Origin of the sequence: Bradyrhizobium retamae, assembly GCF_001440415.1 — a bacterium.
GTDB classification, from domain to species: domain Bacteria; phylum Pseudomonadota; class Alphaproteobacteria; order Rhizobiales; family Xanthobacteraceae; genus Bradyrhizobium; species Bradyrhizobium retamae.
Genome location: NZ_LLYA01000187.1, coordinates 1 through 26,523 on the forward strand (window position 1 = coordinate 1; position 26,523 = coordinate 26,523).

General features: G+C 59.8%; 21 protein-coding genes, 5 pseudogenes and 1 riboswitch. Of the genes and pseudogenes, 16 read left to right on the plus strand and 10 right to left on the minus strand.

Annotation, left to right across the window (positions count from 1 at the left end):
• From CQ13_RS41770 to CQ13_RS41775, 3 genes and pseudogenes are all read left to right on the plus strand, one after another.
• A pseudogene (locus tag CQ13_RS41770) lies at nt 1-89 on the plus strand (IS66 family transposase zinc-finger binding domain-containing protein); the annotation flags it as partial.
• Between the two features lie 647 nt (nt 90-736).
• Nucleotides 737-2,977, plus strand: a complete 2,241-nt coding sequence (locus CQ13_RS31495) for a hypothetical protein (RefSeq protein WP_057846707.1) — start codon at nt 737-739, stop codon at nt 2,975-2,977.
• Nucleotides 2,978-4,383: 1,406 nt separating this feature from the next.
• A pseudogene (locus CQ13_RS41775) lies at nt 4,384-5,138 on the plus strand (IS5 family transposase).
• A gap of 105 nt (nt 5,139-5,243) precedes the next feature.
• Here CQ13_RS41775 and CQ13_RS31505 read toward each other — a convergent pair.
• The 4 genes from CQ13_RS31505 to CQ13_RS31520 all read right to left on the minus strand — a co-directional run bounded on the left by CQ13_RS31505 (nt 5,244) and on the right by CQ13_RS31520 (nt 8,500).
• A complete protein-coding gene (locus CQ13_RS31505; RefSeq protein WP_057846708.1) occupies nt 5,244-5,828 on the minus strand; it encodes an anthranilate synthase component II in 585 nt (194 codons plus the stop codon).
• The gene (gene pabB, locus CQ13_RS31510; RefSeq protein WP_057846709.1) at nt 5,825-7,216 is read right to left on the minus strand and encodes an aminodeoxychorismate synthase component I; all 1,392 of its coding nucleotides are present in this window, start codon (nt 7,214-7,216) and stop codon (nt 5,825-5,827) included. Before pabB ends, CQ13_RS31505 begins: the two co-directional genes overlap by 4 nt.
• 117 nt (nt 7,217-7,333) lie before the next feature.
• Nucleotides 7,334-7,693 (minus strand): Dabb family protein, encoded by a 360-nt coding sequence (locus CQ13_RS31515; RefSeq protein WP_057846710.1) that lies wholly within the window; start codon nt 7,691-7,693, stop codon nt 7,334-7,336.
• 171 nt (nt 7,694-7,864) lie between these two features.
• Nucleotides 7,865-8,500 (minus strand): GntR family transcriptional regulator, encoded by a 636-nt coding sequence (locus tag CQ13_RS31520; protein ID WP_057846711.1) that lies wholly within the window; start codon nt 8,498-8,500, stop codon nt 7,865-7,867.
• 232 nt (nt 8,501-8,732) lie between these two features.
• Between CQ13_RS31520 and bioB the strand changes: the two genes are divergently transcribed.
• From bioB to CQ13_RS43635, 8 genes and pseudogenes are all read left to right on the plus strand, one after another.
• Complete coding sequence (gene bioB, locus CQ13_RS31525; protein WP_057846712.1) at nt 8,733-9,728, plus strand: biotin synthase BioB; 996 nt, start codon at nt 8,733-8,735, stop codon at nt 9,726-9,728.
• Between the two features lie 50 nt (nt 9,729-9,778).
• Nucleotides 9,779-10,132, plus strand: a complete 354-nt coding sequence (gene panD / locus CQ13_RS31530) for an aspartate 1-decarboxylase (RefSeq protein WP_057846713.1) — start codon at nt 9,779-9,781, stop codon at nt 10,130-10,132.
• 81 nt (nt 10,133-10,213) lie between these two features.
• Nucleotides 10,214-11,365, plus strand: coding sequence for an 8-amino-7-oxononanoate synthase (locus tag CQ13_RS31535; RefSeq protein WP_057846714.1), 1,152 nt, complete (start codon nt 10,214-10,216; stop codon nt 11,363-11,365).
• The gene (gene bioD / locus CQ13_RS31540; RefSeq protein ID WP_057846715.1) at nt 11,362-11,994 is read left to right on the plus strand and encodes a dethiobiotin synthase; all 633 of its coding nucleotides are present in this window, start codon (nt 11,362-11,364) and stop codon (nt 11,992-11,994) included. Before CQ13_RS31535 ends, bioD begins: the two co-directional genes overlap by 4 nt.
• A complete protein-coding gene (locus CQ13_RS31545; protein ID WP_057846716.1) occupies nt 11,991-13,256 on the plus strand; it encodes an adenosylmethionine--8-amino-7-oxononanoate transaminase in 1,266 nt (421 codons plus the stop codon). The genes bioD and CQ13_RS31545 overlap by 4 nt, the downstream gene beginning before the upstream one ends.
• Before the next feature lie 92 nt (nt 13,257-13,348).
• Nucleotides 13,349-13,621 (plus strand): annotated as a pseudogene (locus CQ13_RS47340) (hypothetical protein); the annotation flags it as partial.
• A gap of 460 nt (nt 13,622-14,081) precedes the next feature.
• Entirely contained in the window at nt 14,082-14,354 is a 273-nt protein-coding gene (locus CQ13_RS31550) for a hypothetical protein (RefSeq protein ID WP_057846717.1), read from the plus strand.
• A gap of 120 nt (nt 14,355-14,474) precedes the next feature.
• Nucleotides 14,475-14,904 (plus strand): annotated as a pseudogene (locus CQ13_RS43635) (3-methyl-2-oxobutanoate hydroxymethyltransferase); the annotation flags it as partial.
• Between the two features lie 1,032 nt (nt 14,905-15,936).
• Here CQ13_RS43635 and CQ13_RS31555 read toward each other — a convergent pair.
• Nucleotides 15,937-16,200 (minus strand): hypothetical protein, encoded by a 264-nt coding sequence (locus tag CQ13_RS31555; protein WP_145963731.1) that lies wholly within the window; start codon nt 16,198-16,200, stop codon nt 15,937-15,939.
• On the minus strand, nt 16,197-16,394 hold the full coding sequence (locus CQ13_RS47345; RefSeq protein ID WP_430649726.1) for a DUF6925 family protein: 198 nt from the start codon (nt 16,392-16,394) through the stop codon (nt 16,197-16,199). Before CQ13_RS47345 ends, CQ13_RS31555 begins: the two co-directional genes overlap by 4 nt.
• Nucleotides 16,395-16,408: 14 nt before the next feature.
• Between CQ13_RS47345 and CQ13_RS46865 the strand changes: the two genes are divergently transcribed.
• The 3 genes and pseudogenes from CQ13_RS46865 to CQ13_RS31565 all read left to right on the plus strand — a co-directional run bounded on the left by CQ13_RS46865 (nt 16,409) and on the right by CQ13_RS31565 (nt 19,759).
• Entirely contained in the window at nt 16,409-16,627 is a 219-nt protein-coding gene (locus tag CQ13_RS46865; protein ID WP_197427507.1) for a hypothetical protein, read from the plus strand.
• Between the two features lie 159 nt (nt 16,628-16,786).
• A riboswitch (cobalamin riboswitch) is annotated at nt 16,787-16,982 on the plus strand.
• Nucleotides 16,983-17,084: 102 nt separating this feature from the next.
• Nucleotides 17,085-19,404: pseudogene (gene metE / locus CQ13_RS46570) on the plus strand (5-methyltetrahydropteroyltriglutamate--homocysteine S-methyltransferase).
• A gap of 151 nt (nt 19,405-19,555) precedes the next feature.
• Nucleotides 19,556-19,759, plus strand: a complete 204-nt coding sequence (locus tag CQ13_RS31565; RefSeq protein ID WP_057846719.1) for a cold-shock protein — start codon at nt 19,556-19,558, stop codon at nt 19,757-19,759.
• 525 nt (nt 19,760-20,284) lie between these two features.
• Here CQ13_RS31565 and CQ13_RS31570 read toward each other — a convergent pair.
• From CQ13_RS31570 to fixL, 4 genes are all read right to left on the minus strand, one after another.
• Nucleotides 20,285-20,974: a helix-turn-helix domain-containing protein gene (locus CQ13_RS31570; RefSeq protein ID WP_057846720.1), complete on the minus strand. Its 690-nt coding sequence runs from the start codon at nt 20,972-20,974 to the stop codon at nt 20,285-20,287.
• A 116-nt stretch (nt 20,975-21,090) separates the two neighbouring features.
• Nucleotides 21,091-21,486, minus strand: coding sequence for a response regulator (locus CQ13_RS31575; RefSeq protein WP_057846736.1), 396 nt, complete (start codon nt 21,484-21,486; stop codon nt 21,091-21,093).
• An 80-nt stretch (nt 21,487-21,566) separates the two neighbouring features.
• Nucleotides 21,567-22,184 carry a response regulator FixJ gene (gene fixJ, locus CQ13_RS31580; RefSeq protein ID WP_057846721.1) on the minus strand — a complete coding sequence of 206 codons (618 nt, stop codon included), beginning with the start codon at nt 22,182-22,184 and terminating at the stop codon, nt 21,567-21,569.
• The gene (gene fixL, locus CQ13_RS31585) at nt 22,174-23,709 is read right to left on the minus strand and encodes a sensor protein FixL (RefSeq protein WP_156434023.1); all 1,536 of its coding nucleotides are present in this window, start codon (nt 23,707-23,709) and stop codon (nt 22,174-22,176) included. The genes fixJ and fixL overlap by 11 nt, the downstream gene beginning before the upstream one ends.
• Before the next feature lie 186 nt (nt 23,710-23,895).
• Here fixL and CQ13_RS31590 point away from each other — a divergent pair, with 186 nt between their 5' ends.
• Both CQ13_RS31590 and CQ13_RS31605 read left to right on the plus strand, forming a co-directional pair.
• Nucleotides 23,896-24,336 carry a CBS domain-containing protein gene (locus CQ13_RS31590; protein ID WP_057846722.1) on the plus strand — a complete coding sequence of 147 codons (441 nt, stop codon included), beginning with the start codon at nt 23,896-23,898 and terminating at the stop codon, nt 24,334-24,336.
• Nucleotides 24,337-25,603: 1,267 nt separating this feature from the next.
• Nucleotides 25,604-26,323 carry a cyclic nucleotide-binding domain-containing protein gene (locus CQ13_RS31605; protein ID WP_057846725.1) on the plus strand — a complete coding sequence of 240 codons (720 nt, stop codon included), beginning with the start codon at nt 25,604-25,606 and terminating at the stop codon, nt 26,321-26,323.
• Nucleotides 26,324-26,523: the final 200 nt, after the last annotated feature.

The following is a 26,523-nucleotide window of genomic DNA, read 5'->3' on the forward strand; positions in this document are numbered from 1 at the left end:
CGACCACCTGCGCCTGCTGTGGCGGGGCGCGGTTGTCGAAGCTGGGCGAGGATGTAACCAGGACATTGGAGGCGATCCCGCGCCGCTTCTGACTGGGCTGGGATGGGCGGCAGCTTCGGCAAGATTGTACTTTGGAAAAGAGCTGCGCAACATCGGTTCTGCTCGAATTCGGACGTGGGGCAAGAAAATGTTGTTTTGACCGACGTTCTGCGTCTGGTCAGGATTGGTGCATCACCGCTGGATCAGTAAGCTCTTCGGACTCGCATCTCCTTCCCGGAGAACAGGACGTGCGGCAGCCGAAGGTCTGCCAATCGATATTCGCCGGGTATTTTTGCCTCACCACAATCCACCAGTCCGTTTCAGGACGCGAGCATTCTCGTGGCGGCGCTCCGGTATTCGGGATGGTCTTTGCCAAGTCCCTATAGACAAAGCAGCCGGCATAGGGCGGAGTCTCAAGAATCGCCGTCACGGCCGATTCTGTCGCAGCCTGACAGCGCGGATCCTTATGGCGGTCACGGCGAGGCAGCACCAGGTCGCGGCGATGCACTGCAGCTGACTATCCTACATGACGCGGTCATCCCCGCTGCCTCCAGCAGCACGCCAGACCCCATGGAATTGCAACCGACGGTACCTGGGTTTTCTTGTGCATCCGGAAAAACGCCCTTCGTCAGCTACTCGTCAGCCAGCCTGTCTATCCAGACAGGCTGCGCATTCTCGCCCATATCGGAGATGGAATATGACGGGCATTGACCGACCTGGCAAATCGCACGTTGGGGCTGCAGGAGCCGACAGCACGTGGGGATCGAGCAGTTTGAGCCCGGAGCCCGGTCCCGCCCCCGGGCAAGGCAGGCAATCATTCGACTCCGTCGTGGAGTGGATGCGCTCCGGGCCCCAAGATAGAACGGCGCCGCTCGTGAGCCAGCCACCAACTTCGGGTGTGGCAGCCCCAAGAGGCGACGAGAACAAGGCAGCAAAGCGAAAAATGCGCAGCCTGCTTGAGGACCTTGATGCTTGTCGTAATGTGGCCACGCAAGCCCGGAACCCGTCGGAGGCGCAAGAGCTGATCGATCAAGTCGTCAAGGCAGGCTCAGCAGTTCTGGACTACTACGCGGGCCTGCCCCGAGATATGGCGCGTAGCATTCTGTCCGACAAGCAGGCTCGCCGACTCCGCGACGAGACGCTCGATGCGGCGGACGAATGCAACGCCGTGGCCACCTGGATTATCAACGACTTGGAGGCGAGCAGGAAGAAAGCAGCAGCCGTGCTCGACCAGATGCGCCAATCCAACGCGCCGCCCAGCCAACTGAGCCGAGCGGTTTCCGGCGTGGCGAAGCACTACCTGGCCTGCATGGAGTGGTGGGGAAAGAAGGCATTGCGCTCGGAACGGATGCAGTCCGTCTGCGCGGCCACTGCCAACTTGCCAAGCACCACGCCCGAGATGCGGAAGCCCGAAGAGGCCGCACTACGGCTGCATACCGGCTGGGCACTTTATACGAAGTGCATGTATCTGCAATCGCGGATCGCTCTCGCGCAGCTCATGATTGAGCCGCAGGCGAGCACGTTCGGACCAGCCGTGAGGGAAATCCTCATGGGTGAGAACGGGCGGGTGCGTCTGCTCGGAACCTTCATCGAGGATGTTTTTCCGGCATTCCTCTCGACGGCCGACGCGGTTCTAAACAGCAACGGAGCGGCACTCGACGCAGAGCACTGCACCGTTCTGGAAGGAGTCATGGAGCGGCTTTCGGAATTTGCGTCAGGGGTGAACGGCATCGTTGCCCGGCTAAGGGATGCCGGAACAGGTGCCGACCTTCCATTGGAACTGTTGGACCAGATCGTGGAAGGTGCATGGGTCACCGCGCACGAAGTCACGCGGCTTTTGGCAGTGCAGCCAAAGAGGCCAGTCCTGATTGAACCGCCTGCCCAGGCTGCGATACCGGAAAATACCGTCTTATTGGCTGAGGGCCACGCGGCGCGCAGGAAGGGGAAAGGCAAGCGCGCACCGGCCGCAGGCGAGAGGAGTTCAACTGCCGGGCTGCGCGAGCCGCAGCTCGCCAGGCCCGACGCTGCCACGGCCCCGACAGCCAAGGTTATCGTACTCTCGGATCTGGGTACGAAGAAACTCGCGAGTGCAGAGGAGGCACGCACGAGGGCGTCATCATCGGCGACCGGGCACCTGGAGATGTGGCAGGCTCCGCCCTCCAGGAACGCACTGACGGGATTACTCAAGCGATTGGACGAGCTGCTGCAGTTCGATCTGCCGGCTCAGCAAAGCGCCGTCTCGCAAGCGCGCCAGATGAAGCCCGAGGACGCCGACCACGTCGTGGATCTCGTCGTTAAGCGCCTGCAGATGCAGGCCGCCGAGATTGAGGCCTGTGTAGCCGCGCTGGAGGAGCCTCGCCGACGTGGCCTACTCACGCCTGCGCAAGTGCCCGAAGTGCACGAAAAAATAGTCCGGCTTAAGGCGATGTTGTCCGAGGTTCAGGGACAGACAAACTCATTGAACGCGCGAAAGGCGGCGATCACGATCGATTGCATGAAGACCTACGCGTTTCCGTCGCAGAAGTACCTTGAACAGTTGCGGGCGGCCGAGGAACTGGCGTCTGTGGATCCACCGCGCGCCTTGAAGGGCGAGCCAGGGACGCTGTTCGAGATCAAGCTGCAGCCCAAGGCGCTGCGTAGTGGTGCGATGCCAAGCCCGATGTGGGTGCACATCCATACGAAGCGGCCGGTACATGCGTGGCAGTTGGCGTCGCTGGGTGACGCCGACTTCGCCGCTTGCCACGTGAAGTCCAATGAACAGCGTGGCTACAATCGGCATTGGCAGAGCGCTCGAGCTGCGACGGGGCACGAGAACGTTGTGATTCACCGTGGCAAGCTTACGCCTGCGTTCTGTAAGTCGTTGTTGAGCATTGCCCCGTGGCACCCCCTTCCCGAGGCGGAGCACGCGTCGATGCAGTTCGCGCGCCTCGGGATGTAGTTACCTGAGTGTCTCGCGCCAGAGCGTCGCTGTGGTGACGCCATCAAGCAGACCGTTATCACCGAGAGGAAATCCTCGATGAGCTCGAAGCCGGCGCGGGCTCCCTCGAACAGATCGACAACGGGGGCCGACTGAAATTCGATCGGGAGCGTCGTGACCCCGACTTCCTTCCGCTTGGCAGCTGAACTGTCAAATGCCGGCGATCGGCGGCACACCGCTCGGGGATTGGGACGCCCGGAGATAATTTAGCGCGGTAAGGACTCTCCTCCTGTCGTCGCTGTCGCCTATGAACTGCCGGACATCATCGTTGAGCGAAGCGTCATTGAGTCGACCGGCGATGGCCTGCTTGTTGTTATCAAAGAGCCAGCGGCCCAAGCCGAGAAGATAATCTACATGGCCCTTGGCGGTGCGCTCAGTGGCCGTCTTCTTGAGTGCGTCTCAAGCCCCAAATGAGGAGCGCATCCTCGGCATAAAGAGGCTGCCTTCTGCGACGGACGAAAACCCCACTTGATTGGAGCGGCTGCGGCACCGAAATGCCCGGCATCGCCTTACCGCCGCTACCTTGCGACTACTCGGGAGTAGTCCTCCCAGCGGCGGTTGCGTCATGGACATAGGTTCCGGTGGTGGCGCGCCGACTGGATCAGTGGGGGCTGCCTGCGAGGGTCTGAATTGGCAAATTCGCCCAGCTGGCGCCTAAAGGCCGCCGCATCTGCGGACGAGAACTCCGGTGTCCTCTCCTGCGGGTCCGCGTTGCCCGATGTAGTCGGTTAGTTAAAGGGAAATCCATCCGTTCTCACTTTCGAAAATTTAGGCCGATCCGAAGCTAGGCTCGGATCTGATGTGGAATTTCAGCCGGCAGACCGAGAACGATCAAGGCTTCAACTGCGAATCTGCTTCTGGACGTCGGACCTCAACAACAAACCACCGTACGTTCCAAGGGGCCGCTTCCAAGCAGCTGAGCATCGGGCACTCCAATGTTCTTCCGGTGTCATCAGCCGTCTTTCGGGCGTCCGGAGACCACACTTTGCTATGGGGGAGCTGTCGAGAACCTGACGACCCAGCGCTCTTCAGCCGTCCGGCGTCAGGGCAGCATCATGCGCGCGCCTACGATCAAGCGGAGACCTTAGCGTGCCGCATTGACTACAACCGAGTGCGCAGTTGTAAGTCCGCAAAACACCTCAAAGGATCATGGTGCAGCTTTCTCGCGAGGAGCGCCACAAAACGGCTCGCCCGATCGATGGCCTTGCGGTCTCATTTGTTGATTCCGGGGGAGCGCACGGGATGATGCCTTTAGCTCGGCCGCTAATCGGACGCGGCGAGGGGCTCTCTAGGATTAGGTGCTGTGGACTTTTGGGGATTCCCTTGAGGCGGCAATCAGATTCAAGGCTGCTTTTTGGGGGACAGTCTTGGGTGTGATGGACGGCTTGGTCTTGAGCGACGCGGCGTGGGATCGGATTGGGCCACTGATCATCGGCCGGCCCGATCAAAGGGGATCGACGAGACGCGACCACCGGATGTCGTGGAGGGCGTCCTTTGGATTGTGCGCACGGTGCTCCCTGGCGTGATCTTCCAGAGCTGTTTGGCGATTGGAACAGCGTTTTCCAGCCCTTCAGTCGCTGAACACCCAGGTTGTTTGGTGGCGCATCTTCGAGGCGATGTCCGCTAATCCGGACTTCGAATACCGGATCGTTGATTCCACCATCGTCCGAGCCCATCAGCACGCTGCCGCGGCTAAAAAAGGGCCTGAGGATCGAGCCATCGGCCGTTCTCGCGATGGCCTGAGCACCAAGATCCACATGGTCGTTCGAGGCTTGGGATGCCCGTGCGGTTCACACTAACTGCGGGTCAGAACGATGATACACCGCAAGCCGCAGCCTTGATAGAGGGATTATCCGCCGAAGTCGTCATGGCTGATACGGCCTATGACGCGGACCACTTACGCCTAGCCAACGCCCGCCAAGAGCGGACTGTCATTCCCAACAACCGGTCACGGGGGCTCAAATATCCGCTCGACAAGCATCTCTACGCCCAGAAACATCGTGTGGAATGCGGCTTCAGCAAGCTCAAGCAGTTCCGACGCGTAGCAACCCGCCTCGAAAAACCGCCCGAAGCGATTGCGCCGTCGTCACTCTCCAGCCATCATGCTGTGGATGTGAAATAAGTGTCCACACGACCCATCTGCTTAGTACCTATCAGACCCGCAGAAGCTGACGAATTCGCTTCCGTGCGTCCAGCTGGCAATTGTGCGACACGCTCTCCGATATCCTTACGATCTACGAGTCTCTGCGAGTCGCAAGAAGTTCATCAGTAGCAGCTGCCCTTGTTGAGTGAGTATCGATTCCGGGTGGAACTGCACGCCATAGGTCGGGTGAGAGCGATGTGCGAGGGCCATGATCTCGCCTTCGTCCGAACGCGCTGTCACTGCGAGTTGAGGTGCGCATGACCCGTCGAGCTCAACAACAAGCGAATGGTAGCGTCCAACGCAAAGTGGGGACGAAAGGTCCTTGAACAGTCCGCGACCGTCATGAGCTACGTATGAGGACCGGCCGTGCATGGGACGACGTGCACGCGCCACGCGTCCGCCGAACGCGCTCCCAATGCACTGGTGTCCGAGACAGATGCCCAGAATTGGGACGCGACCTGACAGTTCGCGGATGACGGCGGTCGAGATTCCGGCCTGAAGTGGTGTGCAGGGACCAGGGGAGAGGACCACGGCGCGCGGCTTGAGGCCGGCAAGGTCGCTGACGCTGACGGCGTCGTTCCGTATCACTGCCGTTGCTGCACCTAGCTTGCGGAAATAGCGGGCAATGTTGAAGACAAAAGAGTCGTAGTTGTCGATGATGACAATCAAAATGCACCACAGCTCCCAGCACGAAATGCGTCAAAGATTCGCTGCGCCTTGGCGAGCGTCTCCTCGTATTCGGCCTCTGGATCCGACATCGCCGTGATCCCGCTCCCTGCACAAAACACAGCCAAGTCATCGTCGAATGTGACCGTGCGGATCGCAATGTTCGTATCCATGTGCCCGTTGAAGCCGATAAAGCCGATCGCCCCGCAATAGACCTCTCGCGCCACCCGCTCGATCTCCGCAATAATTTCCATCGATCGCACCTTGGGCGCCCCGGTGATGGAGCCGCCGGGAAAGCACGCTCGCAGTAAGGTGACGGCGTCTTCATCTCCGGCAAGTTCACCCGTCACGGTCGACACGAGGTGGTGCACTGAGGCATAGGATTCCAGGGCACACAGCGCTGGAACCTCGACCGACTGCGGCGTGCAAACGCGTGACAGATCGTTGCGCAGGAGGTCGACGATCATCGTGTTCTCGGCACGGTCCTTTTCGGACGCGAGGAGGAGTTCAGCGCGGCGCCGGTCGTCCTTGGAATCAGCGGAGCGCGCGATCGTGCCCTTGATCGGGCGCGTTTCGACCTGCCGTCCATTAAGTTTGAGGAATCGTTCTGGCGAGCTCGAGGCAATAGTCAGCCTGCCATAGCGCAGGAGGGCCGCAAAGGGGGCCGGGTTCAACGACCGCAGCCGACAATAGAAAGCCAGCGGATCAAATGAGCTCGACAGGCGGGCGCTGAAGCGCTGCGCAATGTTCGCTTGGAAGATGTCGCCAGCCAGAATCAAGTCGATGACGCGCTGCACCGCCGCAATGTAGCCCTCACGGCTGAAGTTCGAATGCCATGCGCCCGCTGTGGCGAGGAGGTCATTCCGCGGCGCCCTTGGGCCGGCGAGCCGCGCTGCAAACTCATCGGCCCGACGGCGCGCACGCTCGCGCCGTCGTGCGAGATCCTGCTCCGGCCATCCGGTCGAGACGAGCCAGCATTTTTCGTCACGGTGGTCGAAGCTGATGACCACATCGTAGAAATGCAGGATGGATTGCGGCAACCTCTGACCGGAAATTGCCGGCGCGGGCAGTCGCTCCAGTGTCCTGTTCAGATCATAAGCAAAGAAGCCAGCCGCACCACCCTGGAACGGCGGCAGATCGGGACGATGCTCTTCGCGGTACCTGGCGAGCAGGGTGCGAAGAGCTCGCCACGGATTGCCCGCAAGAGTCTCTCCGTTGCAACTTGCCTGTCCGTCCGCGACCATATAGGTGCTGAAGGGGTCGCAGGCCATATAGGAGTAGCGCCCGAGCAGCTGCGGTGCAGCGCTATCGAGGAACGTCAGGTGCGGTCGATGCGCGAGACAGCGCATCGCGGTGACAGGCTCAATCCACTGCAGTTCGCGGACGTGCATCGCCTTGTCACTCACCGACGATTGGCGTGCTGGTGAGACGCGCTCCGATTACGAATCCCCACCCCGACGAGAGCGACGCTCGTCTGGCCCGGCAAGATCTTGAGATCGATTGCCAGGTTAACCCCCGCCGGTGGACCCGAAGCGCCCACTACCTTGGCTTACCGCTGCCGTCGAGGCGAACCGCGCATCTGTGGCTACATTATAGTCGGCCGCGAACCGCAGCTCCCGGAGGGATCGTACCCGCCTGACCGATTCCTGGTAGAGATCGTGCGCTTTGTATGCTGCGAGCTCCGTCTCGTTGTCGAACTCACCATAAACCACCACGTCGATCTCGTTGCCAAGCTGGTCGGTCTTGCGGTTGCGCGCAACCTCGAGCCGGCGTGCATGCGGGATTGTGGTGAGAAGCGAAAGGCCTTCGATGATTTGGTCGATATGGGCCTGATCTTTGGCGCTGAACAAGACGATGTGACGAATCATGGATGGCCTTAAGGAGTGATGTCGCAAGGAGGTCGCATAACTAGCTTAGGAACGAGCCCGCTGCAACGGCGGGCGGCCGCAAGCCGCCTCGCGCGGCAAGACGGTCGAAGGTTTGACGCTCTTGCGCTTCGCCCGCGGTCGGCAACGCAACTCGCCAGATCTCATTCCTGGTCAGGACGCGGGAAGGGCCAGGCGCTCAATCGTTTGAATGTGGCGCGCGAGCAGACTACAGGCCTGGTCGGTGTTGCGCACTCGCAGGGCTTGCAGAATCAGGCGGTGATCCTGATTGGACCGCGGTCGCCAGCCGCTACTGCGCGCCACCGCGAACACGACTCGTGAATTGGCAAGCTGTAGTCCGTCGAGGCTCGCGAGCAGGCGCGGCATCGCGCAGGGCGCCACCAGCGCGTGGTGAAAGGCGCGGTTGGCCATTTCAAAGTCCTGAATCGTTTGGGCATTGTCTCCTTCAATCAGGGCAAGCTCGATCCGTGCCAAATGTCTAGAGGTGAGCTTTGGCGCCGCATTGCGCAGCGCGACCACTTCGAGCGCGGCACGCATCTCGGCGATCTCCTTCACCGAATTGGTATCGAGCGGAGCAACCCGCACACCGCGACGGGGCACGCCGACGACAAGCTGTTGGGCCTGAAGTTGCCGAAACGCCTCGCGCACCGGGACGTGGCTGGAGTTGAATTCTCGCGCGAAATGATCCTGCCGGAGTGGGGCGTCTGGTTGCAGCGCGCCGCTGATAATGCGCGCAGCGATTGCCGCTGCAATGCGACCCGCCATCGTCGTGTTCTCGCCGTCCTTCATAGATTATCTATCAAATTATGCGCCGGCCGTGCGCGACGACTCGGCCGTAGCAATCGGGAATGGCCTCTTTTTGCAGATTTTCTGCAATCCGGGCAGATTTCCGGGGCCTTTGAGCGTTGACACATCTTTATGTTCGTCTTGGAGAACGCATAGAAAGGGTCCAACGGGCGGACGGGCACACATAATAAATAATCGACGTCCTTATCTATTAAAAATTGGGAAGGCAAGTTATATGGTTGCTGTCGTGGGAGTAGAAGGGAATGACAGGGGCAACGGCGTGCCGGTCCGAAGTGACTGGGAGCGAGCCGAGGCCGGCGCGCTTTATGGCCTGCCGTTTGCCGACCTGATGTTTCAGGCGCAGAGCGTTCATCGCGATAACTTCGATCCAAACCGCGTCGAAACAGCAAGCCTGCTCAGCATCAAGACCGGCGGTTGTCCGGAAGACTGCGGCTACTGCGCGCAGAGCGCGCACTACGACACCAGCCTGAAAGCCACCCGCCTGATGGATCGCGCCGATGTGGTCGCCACTGCGCAGCGCGCCAAGGATGCCGGCGCGACTCGCTTCTGCATGGCCGCCGCCTGGCGCGGTCCAAAAGATCGCGATCTCGATCAGGTCTGCGACATGGTCACCGCGGTCAAAGGGCTTGGCATGGAAACCTGCGTCACGCTCGGCATGCTGACGCCTAAGCAGGCCGCACGGCTCTCTGAGGCCGGTCTCGACTTCTACAATCACAACGTTGACACCTCGCCGGAGTTCTACGACAAAATCATCACCACCCGCACCCTGCAGGACCGCGTCGACACACTTGCGCACGTCCGCGATGCCGGCATCAAGGTGTGCAGTGGCGGCATTATCGGCATGGGCGAGCGCCTCGAGGACCGGCTCGGCATGCTCGTCCTGCTCGCCAATCTGCCGAGCCATCCGCAAAGCGTGCCAATCAATCTATGGAACGAGGTCACGGGCGTACCGGTCTATGACACCGCGGAGCGCCCCAATCCGATCGCGCTGGTGCGCCTGATAGCGACGGCCCGAATCATGATGCCGAAGAGCGTGGTGCGGTTATCCGCCGGACGGCAGTACATGACCGACGAATTGCAGGCGCTGTGCTTTTTGGCCGGCGCAAATTCGATCTTTATCGGCGATGTACTGTTGACCACCAAGAACCCGCAGCGCGACCGCGACGCGAGTTTGTTGCGCCGGCTCGGCATCACGTCCGGGCTTGCCTGATTGAAAACAGCTAAACGGGCGCTGTGCGCAAACTCCGGCTTAGGTGAGAAATGCAGATTACGTTGATGAAAGGCAAAATCCATCGCGCCTCGGTAACCGAAGCCGATCTGTACCTTGAAGGTTCGATTTCGATTGATCGGGCGCTGCTGGACGCGGCGGGATTCCTGATCAACGAGCGCGTCGAAATCTACAACATCGAAACCGGGGCGAGTTTCGCCACCGAGGTGATGGAAGCGCCCCGCGGGTCTGGCGCCATAGATTTGAACGGTGCGGCTGCGCGGCTCGCGATGCCCGGAGACAAAATTATTATCGTTGCATATGCCTCCTTTGATGAGGCGGAAGCAAAAATCTTCAGGCCGCGTGTTGTGCTGGTTGACGGAGAAAATCGCATCTTGTCACGTTGAAAGCTAAGGTCGCTGCTGAAGCAGTTGTTCTTAGCGGCTAATGGAATTCTTGCGCGATGGATCGTGACCCTGGAGTGAAGAATGAACGCGAACCACGCGGCCAAAGTTGCCGATTATGTCGCGGCCTTGCATGTCCTGAAACACGACAATCGCCTGCGGAGTCTCAGGCGGCGCGCGGGAATTGATTTCGCATCGAACGATTATCTGGCGCTCGCGAGCGCGCCGCGTATGAAAAAGGCTCTCATGGCCGCGCTCGAGGCCGGCACACCAATCGGCGCTGGCGGGTCGCGGCTTCTCCGCGGCAATTGCGAGGAGCACGAAGTTCTCGAAGCAGAAGCTGCCAGGTTCTTTGGGGCAGAGACGGCGCTTTTCTTTAGCGGCGGTTATGTCGCAAACTTTGCTATCCTAACAACGCTGCCGCAGCGGGGCGATTTGCTTGTTCTCGATTCGCTCGTGCACGCGAGTATTCATGAAGGGGCGCGAGCTGGCCGGGCCGAGTTTCGGATAAGCGCCCATAACGACCTCCAGTCGATCGAAAATATAATTCGTGACTGGCGGGAACGCGGAACGGGCCGCGTCTGGATCGTGGTCGAAAGTCTCTACAGCATGGATGGCGATTTCGCGCCGCTCGAAGAGCTGGTCGCGATTGCGGACCGGCACGATGCATTCCTGATGGTGGATGAGGCTCATGCCACAGGCGTTTACGGCGAGCAGGGACGAGGACTCACCGCGCCCCATGAAAGGCGCGAAAATCTCTTGGTCGTTCATACCTGCGGCAAGGCGCTGGGTACGGCCGGCGCGCTTGTCACTGCCTCCGGCGTGCTGCGCGACTTTATGATCAATCGCTGCCGTCCGTTTATCTACGCCACGGCGCCATCACCCTTGACGGCTGTCGCCGTGCGCGAGGCAATCTTGATCCTGCAGCAGGAACCCGAGCGTCAGCAACGTTTGGCCAACCTGGTCGCATTCACGCATCGGGAGATCGGCGTGCGCGGTTTGCGAAATACTTCGGACTCGCAGATCGTGCCCTATATTGTTGGCGACAACTCGCGTGCGATGCGGCTTGCATCGAGGCTGCAGGCTCGCGGCTTCGATATCCGCGGAATCCGGCCGCCAACTGTGCCGGCGGGCACAGCCCGTTTACGAATTTCACTGACACTCAACGTTGTGGAGGATGACGTGCGCGCGATGCTCGATGCTCTCATAGAGGAGACGAGAGGTGAATCTCGATGAGTCAGCGGATCGTAGTAATAGGCACAGATACCGGGATCGGAAAAACGGTTTTTTCTGCGGGACTCGCCGATCTCCTCGGCGCGAACTATTGGAAACCGATTCAGGCCGGCCTCGAAGGGGAGACCGACACGGAGCTCGTCGCACGGCTGGGCAGCCTCTCAGCCGATCGCATCGTGCCGGAGCTTTACCGCCTTCGAACGCCCGCTTCGCCCTATCATTCCGCCGAAATTGATGGAGTTCGCATTGACGCGGATTCGCTGGATGTGCCGGATACCGGGGAACGACCGCTAGTGATCGAGGGTGCCGGCGGGCTGATGGTGCCGCTGAGTCTCGGCGCAGTTTATGCTGACGTCTTTGAGCGATGGCGGCTTCCAGTCGTGCTTTGCGCAAGAACAGCGCTGGGCACCATTAATCACTCGCTGCTGTCGATAGAGGCTCTGCGAAAGCGCCAGATCGAGCTTCTTGGGATTGCGTTCATTGGCGAGAGAAATTCTGAGACTGAGAGCGCAATTTGCGAGATCGGGCGGGTGCGTTGGTTAGGGCGATTGCCCTGGCTTTCTCCTCTCACGGCAGACACGCTGCAGGCCGCGTTCAAAACCTCATTCCGCGGTGATGATTTCAAGCCATGATGCCAAAGACGAAGTCGCCGATCTGGCATCCGTTCACGCAACACGCGCTTCAAAACGAGATGACAAAGGTTGTGCGTGGTGAAGGGGCCTATCTCCACACCGCGGATGGTCGCCGCATCATCGATGCAATCTCATCCTGGTGGGTCGTGACGCATGGTCATTGCCATCCACATATCGTGAGCGCCATCCGGGAACAGGCAGGCAAGCTCAACCAGATCATCTTCGCCGGCTATACCCACGATCCGGCCGAGGAGGTTGCGGCGCTACTCTTGAAACTGGCACCCCGCGGCCTCGACCATGTCTTCTTCTCCGACAGTGGCTCAGCCAGTGTGGAAGTGGCCTTAAAAATGGCACTCGGCTACTGGCATAATATCGGCAAACAGCGAATACGCATCATCGTGATGCAAGATTCCTACCACGGCGATACGGTTGGGGCGATGTCGGTCGGTGCCCGAGGCGTGTTCAACGCTGCGTATGGGCCGCTGCTGTTCGACGTCACCTCAATCCCATTCCCCGCGGGAGGTCGTGAGCAGGCGACGCTCGACGCGCTCGAGTCCGCATGTCGAAACGAAATGCCGGCCGCCTTTATTGTGGAGCCTCTGATATTGGGGGCAGGCGGGATGCTGATGTACCCAGCCTGGGTGCTAAGAGAGATGAAGCGGATCTGCGAGGCCTCGGATGTCCTGTTCATTGCCGACGAGGTCATGACGGGCTGGGGCCGCACCGGAACGTTATTTGCCTGTGAGCAGGCCAATGTCACGCCCGATATTGCCTGCTATTCGAAGGGACTTACGGGAGGGGCGCTTCCGCTCGCCGTGACACTCTGCCGCGCAGATATTTTCGACGCACACTATTCGAAAGATCGTACGCGTACGTTCTTTCATTCGAGTTCATATACCGCGAATCCTGTAGCCTGCGCCGCCGCAAAGGCCAACTTGGATCTCTGGCAAGATCAGGAAACTCGCCAACGTGTTGCATCGGTCGCCACGATGCAAGAGCAGGCAATTGAGCCATTCCGCGCCGACCCTCGCTTTGCAAACATCCGTCAAACTGGTACCATTACAGCACTCGATCTGAAAACGAATGATGCGGGCTATCTCGCGGGCATCGGTCCGAAGCTTCAGGCTTTCTTTAAAGCCCGTAATCTGCTGCTGCGACCGCTCGGCAACACGATCTATGTGATGCCGCCTTATTGCGTCACGGCGATAGATCTTGACCAAATCTATGCCGCCATCAGGGATTCTGCCGATGCGCAGGCTTGAGGACGCGCTTGGTGCGTGTAGCCACCATTAAACGTCTCCGCACGTTCTCTAAGGAACGCGAACACCTCGGATTCGCCTAGGCAGCCGCAAAAAATCTACATCTCACCCAGCCCACAGTGACCATGCATTTCGAGCAGCTGGAGATAAAAATCGGATTGCCGCCCTTTGACACCGCAAAGCACGAGGTGGCAGCGACGAGATCGGGGCGAGTGCTAGCACACGCACCCCATCAGCAAGGCCAGTTGAAATCGGTCGAAGAAACGCGTGCGAGCGCAGGATTTAACCGTCAACGCGCCGCTCATTGCATCAATCAAGACGAAAATATTCGTTACAGATTGGAAATCTCAGCGAAGGACTCCGATTGAGCCGTCGCTTCACCAGGGAAGCGCACATCAGGGTCAAACTCTTGCCCCCAGCGCCCGTACCTACCGCGAGACCTGGCATCGCCGACGCGGCATTTCACGTGCGGGCGTGGCGCTGAGGCGAAGAAAGTGCAGGGGCTATCCACCTAACGCCGATAGGAGGCGAAAATGCGCAACAGCTCCCATATTCCCTACTACGGTCCAGTGAGGTGCTGTGCGATATGCGGCGGAAAGTTCGGGCTGATCCGCTACTACTGCTGGCGAACGGCCCTTTGTTCGAACAAATGCGTCGACCACTTCAAGGCGCGGCGGGAGGCCGACCACAAATGGCTTCGCTGGTTGCGAGCGGCTTAAATGTGGCACCGAGTCGCGGGAGACAGGCGCGCGGCAGAAGCGCATTAGCGGAGTTGACAAACTTCTCATTAGAATTCGGTGTGACGCTAGAGTAGCATGGAAGCATCAAGTGACAGACACGTCGGCAACAATCATCGACTTCACTGCTTACAGGATGAACAAGCGTGCTGCGGCTGAGCTGTCGCGCGACGAAGTTTACTCGACTGCGCCCTATCGAGCGGTCGCATCCTTCTATTTCTTCTGGCCTTTTCTGGCCTGGATCCCGTTTGGTTTGCTGGATCTGCCCGCGTCGGACCAGGATAGCCTTCGTGAGCAATCCCCGGACGCTGCGATGGGAATTGGCGACAGAGATGGTTGCGCGACGACTAACGTTTGTGCGTAGTTCTCCAATTTTGGAGAGGCAAGAATCCTTCCTTCCCTCTACCATTGACGGTTTTCTCTCGACTTCCCTAGGAATCACTGGCTGCAGGGATACGGGGCGAGCGATCGACCGGGATCTAAAATGAGCCACAGTTCGGAGCAGCCTCTTGAACGGGTCGCTATCCAATGCTGCAGCGGCGGACAGTGGAGGGACGTCGTGTCGCCTGGGCACAGCGTACGAGGCTATTACGACACGCATCGTCGACGTCATCCTGGCCGGAGATAGCGTTGGCAACGTCTGCCTCGGATTCGGCAAACACAGTGCCGGTCAGTGGCCATGGGAATTATTACTTAGATGCGGTTGCGCGCACACAGGCCAGACCTATGCCTTGCTTCTGGCGGAACGCCGGAGGCTTCCTTCAGCGTGGCAGCGACGCCGTGAAGCTCAAGGGTGGTGCCAAGCGTGTCGAAATGGCGCGTGCCTGGTCGATTCCGAAATTCCTATGACGAACCGTCTCGGCCTCACCCCTCAGAGCGTTAATGTCATGGGTGGATCAAAAGTGCAGGGAAGGAAAGCCGATGAGAACCAAACGACTGAGTGCTAAAAAAACGGAAACTTGCACTGGATAGGTGTTTTCGTGGATGAGCAGTTTTTAAAGGACCGGGCCCAGATCATTCGCGATCTAGCGGACAAGGCAGACCCTTTCACCAGAAAAAGGCTGCTGGACCTAGCGGAACGGTATGACAGACGGAGGAGACCGACGGTCTCAGATGACAAAGCACGGCGCAACTAATTGGTCGTCTGGAAGTATTCCGACGGATCTGGCGGCTCACGGTTCGATGTGGCCGATTTCGTGAACTCGATATACATGAGCGACGCTCTGGAGTCCGCTTGAAGATACCCGACCGCAACCTTTCTTGCAGAGCCGCTCGCCCGAAGACGCGGAGGCGGCTTATTACATTACGAGGACGTCAATCGCCGGCCTTGCGGAGGCGTCCTATTCTTGAAATCAAATCGAAAATTGGATGGGTGACCGTACGCCGGCATTTACGAACAACTCTTCGCCAAGGGGCTAATGACCCTGGATCTGCGCGGGAACCTACTCGCACCATGCGTTTTTGCGTTCAAAGCCCATTGAATCCTGCAAGTCAATCTCTTGCTGGAGGCAGAAAAAAGGCCGCGCGAATGTTACGCGCGGCCAAGTCAGGGAGGAAACGCCCCAAGGGGCCGCTGAAGGAGCATCGAGATGAGTAGATCGATCACTCACCGAGAGCTCCAAGCTTGTGAGAACATCAGTGTTAAGAGATGCCCTTTTAGTCGTCTCTAGTCGCGCGAACAAATGATCGAATACTCGAGTTCTTGCGCCGTTTGGCGGTGATTTTTGCGCATGTGTCGCATCTTTTGTGCAAAGATGATCAACTGGACGCAGCGTGCAGCTCAACGCATCGGTCGGTCTACCGCGATAAGCCCGGATGCCTAGGGAGGTCACCGTTTCCCTTCGTTGTTCAGGGGGGATGGTCATCTCGGCGACACTCGTCACGGGTTTCGGTGATCTATTATAGTCTGTATGTAACGTACACTGCGAATTCAGAATCTTGAGCAGCTACAGGCCGATAGGAATGTCAATGTAGCGCATCGATGGGTCGTCGGCGTCCACCGGACCGAGCTCGTCCCAGGCCGACAGCCAAGCCGCAAGCACTGCCGATGTCTGCTCCAAGGCCTGCACCTGGCGAAGCGTCACGCGGAATATGGCGCAGGCAAAATGGTCGTTTCGGAGTGCGACGGTGGATGGTTCAAGTCCGCAGACGACGGAATGGATGACATGCCGCTCGAAGGCCACGAGATCGGGGTTGCCCGTAACTTTCAAGCAAGGGCCTGAAAGGTGATGCGGCAGTCATGCCTGAACGGGCGTTTTTGGCCAAGGTGGTCGCGGAGCGGATGCGGGGGATAGAGATGCGCGCAGGTGGGCAACCCTCGGGCAATGGCTACGTCACTGCATGGGTACGGCGATGCGACGGTACTTTCGGCAAAGATATGGGTGTGCCTCGCGATACAGCACATAAGCGCGTGCAGAGTTGGAGGCGGGCGCCTACCGATTTTCCCGGCGCGCTCAACACCGCGGAAATGTTCCTGCCTTTGCCGAGCGGATGCCGGGCGTGCCGCTGCTCGCCAACATGACCGCCTTCGGCAAGACGCCGTTGCTTTGCGGTGGCAGAATTCGAGGTAACTATTCAATGGTGATCTGGCCGGTGTCTGCGCTGCGGGTGGCTAACAAGGCGCAGGAAGATCTGTAAGCTGCGATCGCGCGACCGCGGCACCCACAAGATTGTCGATCGAATCCAGACGCGCGCCGAACTCTATGCGACGATCGGGCCGCACGACGACGAGGCGCTAGATGCCTCCGTTGTCCAGACGATCGCTCCCGAGAACCGAACGGAACGGCCCCTCTTGCAGGTAATCGGAGATGTCGAGGCTCTCCGGATTGATCCGGAGCTAAGAGGGAAGCCGGTGCGATGCCGGCGCTGCCCCCGCAACTGTAAGCGGCGAGCCGCTGTCCAATAGAAGTCACTGAAGCGACGCGGCTTCGGGAAGGCCGGATAGCAGCGACGACCCGCGAGCCGGGAGACCTGGCCCGACAACATATTCGTCCACGGGCGGGGTGTCCCGATGGTGCGCCAAGCAGTTGCCGCTTCGGCGGCTTTTTCTGCACGCGTCCGCCATGGCCTTTGCTCCCAACATAGGGTTGAAGCTATGTCTCTTCTCTCGATTCCTGTCGCTACCCTCGGCACGCCGCGCATCGGTCCGCGCCGCGAACTCAAACTCGCGCTCGAGAGCTATTGGGCCGGAAAGTCTGACGAAACGCAGCTTCTTGAGGCTGCGGCTGCGCTTCGCGCCGCCAACTGGGCGCGGCAGAAATCGCTCGGCGTAACCGTAATTCCTTCAAACGACTTCTCGCTTTATGACCATGTGCTCGATGTCAGCGTGATGGTCGGTGCCATTCCGGAAATTTACGGTTGGAGCGCAGGCCCTGTTTCGCTCAAGACCTACTTTGCGATGGCACGGGGCGCACAGCGCGATGACCATGATGCGAATTGCGGTCACGCCGAGCACGGCGCCGCAGCGCAGGAGATGACCAAATGGTTCGACACCAATTATCACTACATGGTGCCGGAATTTCACAAGGACCAGACCTTCACGCTTTCCTCTCGCAAGCCGATCGAGGAGTATGAAGAGGCGAAAAGCCTGGGTTGTCAGACGCGCCCGGTGCTGGTTGGTCCGGTCACCTTTCTGAAGCTCGGCAAGAGCGCAGATCCTGCATTCGATCCGCTGTTGCTCCTCGATAGGCTGCTGCCGGTCTATGTAGATGTTCTCCGCGAACTCACCCTAAGGGGCGCCGAGTGGGTGTAGCTGGACGAGCCATGTCTGGTCCTGGACCTCGACGACGCTACACGCGACGCGCTGCGTCCGGACCTACGCCCACTTGGCCAAGAAGGTTCCCGACCTCAAGATCATGCTCGCTACCCATTTTGGAACGATCGGCCACAACCTGGAAACCGCTTTGACGTTGCCGGTTGCGGGCCTTCACATCGACCTGGTCCGCGCCCCAGAGCAGTTGAGCCCGATTGTCGCCGACGCTCGAAGGGATATTGTCCTCTCTCTCGGCGTGGTCGATGGCCGCAATGTCTGGCGTTCGAACCTTCCAGCGGTGCTCGACCGGTTCGAACCTGCCGTCGCAAGCTTGGCGAGGACCGCGTGCAGATTGCACCCTCATGCTCGCTGCTTCATGTCCCGATCGACCTCGATCTCGAGACCGATCTCGATCCCGACGTGAAAAGCTGGCTTGCTTTCTCCGTCCAGAAGATCGGAGAACTCGCAACGTTGGGAGGCGTGCTGGCTGAAGGCTGGGAGGAAGCGGCGGATGTACTTGCGGCCTCAGCAGGCGCGGCCGTCGCGTGCGAAACGTCGCCCAACGTTCACAATGCGAACGTCGCCAAGCGAATGGCTGCAATCGATGATAGCATGCGGCGCCGTCGCAGTTCTTTCGCCCGGCGCGCCGAGGTTCAGCGCGCGCGGTTCGGATTGCCGACATTTCCCTCGACGACGATCGGATCGTTCCCGCAGATGGCGGAAGTTCGCAACGCCCGCGCGGCCCATGCGCGGGGAACGATGAGCGACGCACAATACGAGCAGTTTCTCAAAGAGGAGACGGCACGCGCGGTGCGCTGGCAGGAAGACATCGGTCTCGACGTTCTCGTGCATGGCGAGTTCGAGCGCAATGACATGGTGCAGTATTTCGGCGAGCAGCTGTCCGGCTTCGCATTCACCAAGCATGGTTGGGTTCAGTCCTACGGCTCGCGTTGTGTCCGGCCGCCCATCCTGTTTGGCGATATCTCCCGGCCGAAGCCGATGGCGGTGGAGTGGTGGCGCTACGCGCAATCGCTGACCAAGAAGCCACTGAAGGCGATGCTGACAGGACCGGTGACGATCCTGAACTGGTCGTTCGTCCGTGATGATATTCCACGGAGCGAAGCATGCCGTCAGATCGCGCTAGCGATCCGTGACGAGGTGATCGACCTCGAGAGGTCCGGCGCGATGATGATCCAGATTGACGAGGCTGCGCTCCGAGAAGGATTGCCGCTGCGCAAGTCACAATGGAAGACCTACCTCGGCTGGGCCGTAGACAGCTTCCGCATTTGCTCGTCGGGCGTGGCCGACGAGACCCAGATCCACACGGATATGTGTTATTCCGAGTTCAACGACATCATCGATGCGATCGCGGCAATGGATGCTCTCGATCGAGACGTCGCGGTCAAAGATGCAACTGCTTGACGCCTTCAAGAGCTACAAATATCCGAACGAGATCGGACCCGGCGTTTACGACATCCATTCGCCGCGCGTGCCGGACGCGGCCGAGATGAAGAACCTCATTGCGCTGGCGCGGCAGCGGCTTTCCGATGCGCAGCTCTGGATCAATCCCGATTGCGGCCTGAGAACGCGCCGATGGGATGAGGTGCGTCCCGCGCTCATCAATATGGTCGCCGCTGCCCGTGAATTGCGGGCGGCGTCGTGAGAAATTGCCGGCTGCATTGCTATCACGGCTCAACGCGGCGGAGCTGGCGCACTAAAGCTAATCCTAATTCCGCAAATCACTTGAGGCGAGCAGGTCTGTCAAGTTTAATGATCTGATACACTGTTAATTTATGTGATTCGGAGAGAAGAACATGCCCCAAGGCAAGGTGAAGCTGTTTAAGGACGATAAGGGTTTCGGCTTTATAGCGCCTGATACCGGCGGTGAAGACCTATTCTTCCACGTGAGCAGCTTGTTGCCCGGTGTAACGCCCAAGCAAGGAGACCGCGTCAGCTATGAAATCGGTGTAGACCGCAGGACCGGACGTAGTCGAGCCGAAAAGGTCGTGATTGGTTGATCATAGAGACTTGGGCAGATTCATTCCCGGCCGCCATACGAAGGCTTTCTTATCATCGCGGGCGTTCCAAAGCGCCTCTAGCTTCTCCCACTCCATGAACCCGCAATCCCAGTCGCCCCGCAATCACGTCTTTTCATCAGGACCGAGCATAGTCCTTATATTTTCTGACAGGCATTAGCGGTTACCTCGCAAGGTAGGTGGCCAGGTCTCGGCAGGCGGTGCAACATCAAGCTCCTGCTCGCGGACCAGGCGGGCGGAGGCGAGGCGGCGATCGCTTAATTGCGATCTCCCGTCGGCTGCGCTCCCGTTACCTCGAGCCGGTCGGATGCAACGTCTAATTGCGAACGACATGCATCTCGCAAAAACTTTCGTTTGGCGACATCTATAGCCTGCGCATTGTTTTGGCCTCACGACCGGCATGCCTTGATCTTCGTCAACACGCCGGAACGTTTCAGGTTGGAGCGACTGCTTATTCACATCGGCCAACCTGAATTCGCTCGACTTGGCTTGGCCATATGAGGCCGATCAGACATCCATGTTGCGCAGGCGCTGGCGGTTGCGCAGGACGATCTGGCGGGCACCGGAAAAGCCCAGCACGCCTTCGTCGTTCAATTGCGACAGGGCACGTGATACCGTTTCCAGCGTAAGCCCGAGATAATCGCCGATGTCGCGGCGGCACATCGGGAGCGCCATCGTGCCGGCCACCGTAAGGCGGCGATCCATCTCCAGGAGGAAATTGGCGACTCGTTCCATCGCGCTTTTGCGACCAAGCAGCAGGATGTGCTCCTCGGCGCGCTTGAGGTCATCAGCCGTCATGGTCCAGAGCTTGTGGGCGACCCGGACGTCGGTGCCGGCCGCCTGTTCGAGGCTGCGGCGCTTCACCAGGCGCACGGTGCTGTCGATGATGGCTTCGGCGGCCAGGCGGTGCTTGGTGCTGGACTCCAGCCCGAACACGTCGCCAGGCAAATGGAACGCGCCGATTTGACGACGTCCGTCGGACAGCAGCTTGTAGGTGCGCCCCGCGCCGCGAACGACCTGGTAAACATACCCCGCCGGCTCGTCCTCACCGTAGATTTCCTCGTCCTTGCGGTAGGTGAACTCCGTGCCGATCAGGCCAGCATGGCCTGTGAGGCCGAAAAACGGTTCGACAGGCCCAAACGCGCCGGGAGCGGCTCGGTTTACGTTGAGGGACTGGGCGATCGATCGGGTGAGCATGAGCCATCTCCTGTGCAGCGGATGGCGAATTGGTAAGTGGAACAAAACGGCTGGGAAATTTCGCTTCATGCCTTAGGGGCAATGCCTTACGTAGAATCCCGGAGCCGTGCCGGTTTTCAGGACGCAGAGGGCCGCTCCGTGTTGATCGCGTCCCAGATATGGGAGGAAAGGCTGTCCTCGACATGCGGCTTGACCAGCACATGGCGAATACCGGCGACTGCTGCTTTGGCCGGAATGGACGCGTCTGGGTGACCGGTGATCAGGATGATCGGCGTATCGATATCGCGCCGGCGCAAGAGACTGGCAAGGTCGATGCCGCTCATGCCCGGCATCTTGTAGTCGATCACGAAGCAATCGGCGCCGCCCATAGTCATGGCGTTCAGGAGCGCCTCGCCGCTGCGGAAAGTGCGTACACAAAAACCGTCGGTTTCCAGGAGAAAACGCAGCGATCCGAGCACGTCGGTGTCATCATCGACGACGTAGACAAGGGGCGTTCTGTTAGGTGAGGGCATCACAGGTTTTATACGGCTTTCAGCCATGCGGTCGATCAGAGCATCCATAAGGCCTTCCAGCGGGGCCGACTTGATTCAGCTCAATCTTTAAGCGCCCGGGCTCGCATGGCGAGGCGGACGAGTTCCGAAAGACTCGAAGCCTGCATCTTGGTCATCACGTTGGCTCGGTAGACCTCGATGGTGCGCGGGCTGATATTGTAGTCGCTTGCGATCATCTTATTGGACAGGCCAGCCACCAATCCCTCCATCACCTGCCGCTCGCGCGGGCTCAGCGAGGCGACCCGCGCGGCGATGTCCTGCGTCATTGCCTCGTCGCGGGCGCCGGCTTCAGCCTGCCGGAGCGCGGCGTCGATCATCGCGACCAGGCGATCATCCTCGAACGGCTTCTCCAGGAAATCAACCGCACCGAGTTTCATCGCCTCGACGGCGAGGGGGATGTCGCCATGGCCGGTCATGATGATGACGGCCAAGGAGGCGCGGCTCACCTTGAGGCGCTTAAGCAACTCGACGCCATCGATGCCGGGCATGCGGACATCCGAGACCACACAGCCGAATTCGATGGTGGAAAGGTGATCGAGGAATTTCTGCGCCGTCTCGAACAGACTGACCTCAAAATCCGCGGAATCGAGCAAAAAGTGCAGCGAGTCACGCATCGCCTCATCATCGTCGATGACGTAGACATTTCCTCTAGTTGCCATCTGTCAAACTCTCGTTGGGTGCCGCCGGCAGGGTGAAGCGAAACGTCGTGCCGCCTGCGTGATCAGATTCGGCCCACATCCTGCCGCCATGGGCCTCGATGATGGAGCGGCTGATCGACAGCCCGACCCCCATGCCGGTTTCTTTGGTCGTAAAGAAGGTCTGGAACAGGTGCTTCTCCACATCTTCGGGGAATCCGTGACCGGTGTCGAACACCGAGACTTCGGTCATGTCCCCGTCGATCGGCCGGTTAGAGACGATGAGCTCGCGCCGTGCGGACTGGGCCATGGCTTCCAGCGCGTTGCGGAACAGATTGACCAGCACCTGCTGGATCTGGACACGGTCGACCAGGACATGGTCATGCTGCGGGTCCAGGCTGAAGCGGATCCGCACGTCCTGTTCGCGCGCACCGGCTAGGCCAAGCGCGCCGGCTTCTTCGATCATCTTCGAAAGGCTCTCGACGCGCTTTTCGGATTCGCCGCGGGCGACGAAATCGCGCAGCCGCCGGATGATCTGCCCGGCGCGGATCGCCTGTTCCGCGGCGCGATCCATCGCGTTCTCGATTCTAGCGCGGTTCGGATCGGGGCTCGCGGCAAGCAGCCGGCGCGAGCCCTTCACGTAGTTGCTGATGGCAGCAAGCGGCTGGTTAAGCTCATGTGCCAATGCAGAACCCATCTCTCCCATCGCGCTCAGCCGTGACATGTGGACGAGCTCCGACTGCAATTCCTGCAGCCGCGCCTGGGTCTGCTGATGCTCGGTGAGGTCGCGGACGAAGCCGGTAAAATAGGGCATGCCGCCGGATTGCATCTCACCGATCGACAGGTGCATCGGGAAGGTGGTGCCGTCCTTGCGCTGACCGGTGACGATGCGGCCGATGCCGATGATGTGCCGTTCGCCGGTGGCGACGTATCGCGCCATATAGCCGTCATGGCGTGAACGGTCGGGCTCGGGCATCAGGATGCTGACATTCTGCCCGATTGCCTCGCTCTGGACGTAGCCGAACTGCCGCTCCGCCGCGCTCGAGAAGAACTGCATGATGCCCCTGCCGTCGATGACGATCATCGCGTCCGGGACGGTCTCCAGTATCAACTGCAGGTGCCGTTCGCGCGTGCGCAGGTCCTCCTCGAGCCGCTTCTCCTCGTCGAGGTCGAGCACGACGCCGGAAAGGTGGGACGGAATGCCATCCTTGTCCCTGATGACGCTGCCGCGGGCGCGAACCCAATGGCTGCCGCCGTCCTCGCGTCTTAGCCGGTAGGAGAGGTCAAACGAGGCGCCGGTCTCGCGTGAACGGGAGATCGCCTGCTCGGTTCGCTCGCGGTCCTCAGGCTCGAGCAGCGAAAGGAACAGGTCGTAACTGACCGCAGCGGCATTGGAAACGCCGAACAGTTTTCGCGCGATATTCGACCAGGACAACTCCCTGGTGGACAGATCGATATCCCAGCCGCCGACGCCAGCGCCCTCGGCACCCAGCCGAAAGCGCTGATCGTGGCTGCCGTCGTCACACGGGAAGGGGGCTATGCCGCTCAATTGTCCTTTTCCAATTCCGGAGCGCGGATTCGGTTGAGATTTTCCCGATTATGGGCCGAATGCCCGGCCCCACTCAAGGGCTAGAAAATATGTACGATCGCGCTGATTTCATCCGTTTGACCTCGCTCAATATGCGCGGCCGCGCCGCGTGCTTGAAGTGGCGCCATCGACAGCGAGGATTTCGCCTTGTACAAGTTTCTCGAGCAGACGGTTGCCGATTACATGACGCGCGAGCCTAGGACGGTTGCGCGCGATATGACGATGTGCGAACTCGGCGATCTCTTCGAGAAGCAAGATTTCAACGCCTATCCGGTCATGGACGCATCGCAGGTGGTCGGCGTCATCTCCAAGTTTGACTACCTGTCCTGCTTCGTTTTCACGCCGGTGCGCATCATCCCGCGCTACCGCGACCTGATGCAGCGGACCGCCGTTGATCTGATGATAGCGGAATTCATTTATGTCGCTCCCGAAACCAGGCTGACCCGCGTGCTGGAGCTGATGGTCAACCACCGACTCCGCAGCATGCCAGTGCTCGACAGCGAGCAGCGGCTTGCCGGCATTATTTCGCGGAACGACGTGATGCGGGCGCTGCAGGATTGCGCCGCGGCGGACGCTGACCGAGTCTGATCGCAGCAGTGCCGCGTATGACCGGCAGTCGCTTGAGGTCAATGAGTTGAGCAGCTCGTTCGGATCGGGCGCGCCATCCTCCGAAGTGTCCCGGCGGCGAATGTAGGCATCCGGATTGTGGTGTTGAACTGCGATGTCTGGTAGAGCATTGGTTCGTGTGGGTTCTATAGCGGCCTTCCCTCTCCGGGGGCCAGAGTTCAGTCGATTCCGAGCAACGCAGCCAAACATTCGCGCACTTCGATGAGCACGAATCGGGTGCTCGCCAGGCATGCTTGATCGGTCGTTTCTCCCAAGAGGTGCTGCGCGGTCGATCAGCCAGTACAACGCCAGGGTGACTGGGCACCATCGGTAGCATGGCCTCGAAAGGATAGTCGCGCACGCGGCTGGTGACTCCAACACGAAATCCGAGATTGGATTGATCCGGACGAGGTCCAAACCAACACAATATTCCAAAATTCGGATTGGTGAGGTGGAACAGCACTTCCGCCTTCCTTGCTCCCTCGCGGACCCCGCAGGGCGGCGACCCGATCAGACCGCCGATCGAGACATATTCGCCGGGAGCGAACGCTCGTCCTTGAAATGAATCGGACTTCGTGGGGCCGGCGGAGTGAGGAATCATAGTGTAAACACCCAGCCATCTTCTTGGCGAACGAGATAGCCGAGGGCGTTTTCCTTATAGGGCCGCAGTTTTGCGAAGCGGCACGCTTCGCGGCGGGCCCGCCAGAGTTTGGCGTCGATCCTGAAGTCATCGTCCAGCGGCGCAACGATTACATGGCCGGTGCCCGCGCCGCCTTCGTGGGTGACCCGGCTGTTGCGCAGGCTCCAGCCGGATCTTGCGAAAAATGCGATGGGAGGGAGGGTTAAGAATCGGCTTCAGGGAGGGTTTCTTCGTGGCGATCTTGCTCTGTTCAACAGGCAGCTTAAGTGGGAGCTGGCTTGCTGCGGGCTTGGTCAGACCTTGATAATGATGCTGACCAGCGGCACGAGCAGGCTGACCGTCCGTTCACGGGATGGTGCAGCAGGCCCGAGACCTGCGATAGCGGGGCGCCTCGATCTGGAGCGCGTCAAGCGAGGTGCCGTGGATCTCATTGGCAAGCTCGAGCTCGTGCCCTCAACGACCTCCGCGGGGCGCGGAACGACGCAGCCTCAGGGTGTCTCCGGCGATTGATCTGCATCAACAACATCTCATCCCTACAAACGCTACACTGCATCGACCCGCAGGGAAACGCGCCCATGAGGCGACTGCAGGCGGCAATCGGAGGGACATGTGAAGATTTCGGTTTTGAGGGAAGGAACGCATTGTCAATCGTGTCACGATTGCACGGCGAGGGGCTTTGCCATCTGCGCAGCGCTCGACAAGACCAAATTGCGCGAATTGGCGCAGCTGTCGCGGCATGTTCGTTTCGAATCAGGCGCCACCGTGTTCGCACAGGCAAACATAGCAACGTCGTTCTTCAGCGTGCATGCGGGTACCCTGCGCCTCTACAAGCTGTTGCCGGACAGCCGGCGGCAGATCGTCGGTTTTGCATTGCCAGGCGATTTCCTTGGGCTCCCCGGCTTGCCGCAGCACGAATTCTCCGCTGACGCGATCGGCCGGGTCACGCTGTGTCAGTTCCCCAAGGAGTCGTTCGCGACATTCGCCGAGAACCGGCCGCAGTTGCTGCGCCGCATGATCGAATTGGCGGGCCGCGAGCTGGCCCGGGCACAGGAACATATGGTCTTGCTCGGACGGCGCTCCGCCGAAGAGAAGATAGCGAGCTTCCTGATCGGCTGGCGCGACCGACTGAGTGGAATTGGACGTGGTGGAGAAATTATGCCGCTGCCGATGAAAAGGCTGGACATCGCGGATCATCTGGGGCTCACCATCGAGACGGTGAGCCGTACCTTCTCGAAGCTCGAACGTGATGGTGTGATCCAAAGCTTGGCGAGTGGCGTCGTCCTGTTGGATACCCCGCGCGCCGAAGCCTTGTCTGCGGGCATAAGTTGAAGCGCGTCGCGTTAGGTTCTTTTGTCTTAGTTTGATCAAGGTCAAAGACGCCTCTGTTGAAACGGCGATATATTCGACTCAGCTTCAATGGAGGTCGACATGCCCGCCGATGCGCTCTTGGTTTCCGCAGCTGTCATTTCGGTCTTCGTGATTTTCGCCGCTGCTCTTGCTTGGGCCAGTGTCCAATCACCAAGGTCGCA